Origin of the sequence: Cereibacter changlensis JA139 (assembly GCF_003034985.1) — a bacterium.
Taxonomy (GTDB): Bacteria; Pseudomonadota; Alphaproteobacteria; order Rhodobacterales; family Rhodobacteraceae; genus Cereibacter; species Cereibacter changlensis.
This window is the reverse complement of record NZ_PZKG01000352.1, coordinates 1-1,208: the sequence shown is the minus strand read 5'-3', so window position 1 is coordinate 1,208 and position 1,208 is coordinate 1. Positions and strand designations below refer to the sequence as shown.

1 protein-coding gene is annotated in these 1,208 nt (G+C 57.5%); it reads right to left on the bottom strand.

All coding sequences use genetic code 11. The features are described 5' to 3' along the window. A partial coding sequence (locus C5F48_RS25505) for a hypothetical protein (protein ID WP_181247780.1) occupies nt 1-1,208 on the bottom strand: 1,208 nt, incomplete at both ends.

The following is a 1,208-nucleotide window of genomic DNA, read 5'->3' as shown; positions in this document are numbered from 1 at the left end:
TATTCCAACCACAAAGTCCGGAAAAAACCGCTTTCCAGTGGGGAGGATCAGCCGCGTAGCCCATTTTTCGTTCTCAGGGTTCCGGAGCCACCATTTTACTAGCCCCGAATCATCATTATCGATCATCTGAGCAAATGCCAGTTCAGGGCGGTTGTAGCGTCCGATAAAAGCTCCGTATGCCCCCTTCTTTGCAGGTTCCGCTTGCTGCAAGCCAAACGTCTCCAGCGGGATTGGCTCACTACTCTCTAGCCTAACATAGTGAGACTGAGAGATGCGGACGGCCTCCCTTAACGAGTGGGGTTGTCGCAGAATGGCCAAGCTAATAGTGCGACGAATGTCTCGGGTGGTGGCTGCAATGCCCTTTTTTTCACAGAGGCGCGACAGTTCCGCCTCCACGGCTTCTCTTATGCGACGTGGATCTATCCCGTCGTTAAACATCAATTGTGCTTGAGCCTGTTCCGCAATGCGCGCCGCGGACATTCTGACGCTTAGGTTTCGTTGATCTGTTTGGCCCGCGTTGAACAAGTCTCGCATAGATAGTTCTGCATTGCTGTTTACGGCCAACAGCATCGAGGTCATAGGCACCATGCGGCAGAACTCTCGAGCGATCATCGGACAAAGATCGCCCTCGATGTCGAACAGGTTGGGCAACTCTTCCCTTGCCAGGGCCTTTGGTAGGCCGAGATCTGTCCGAAGGTGATATTTGATCTGATGTTCTTGCGCGCCGGACATGAGTGGCTTGATGCGAGGTGATAGGACATCGGGAAGATCTGGAAACAGCGGAGGCGCGGCGGGTGCCGAAAAACCTTCGACTGCGTCGAGAGCGCTTTTCTGGTGCGCGGCGGAGGCCGAGATGTAGTTGGAGTTCAGCAGCCCCATGGAGAGTTGTCTGTCCCTTCGGTCCACCTCGCTCTCCCCTGGAACCGCCTGGACGGGCGGCGGCGGCAGAGGGGTCGCGCCATAGCTGTCGGCGGCGCGTTCATCGTTGCCCAGCACCGTTACGTCGAGATTGTCCGTTAGGACCGCGATTCCCTCGCGTACGGCTTTTAGATCGGCAGCGGCTTCATCTAGCCCGACCTGTAGCGCCGGGTCGGACATGAACACATATCCCCGATCTAACAGCGGCTCCGTCCCGTGCAGCGGGCGCACCAGCGGATGAACCCGCATGATCCGCCCTACGATCTGAAGGCCGAAGTCACGCCCCCGGC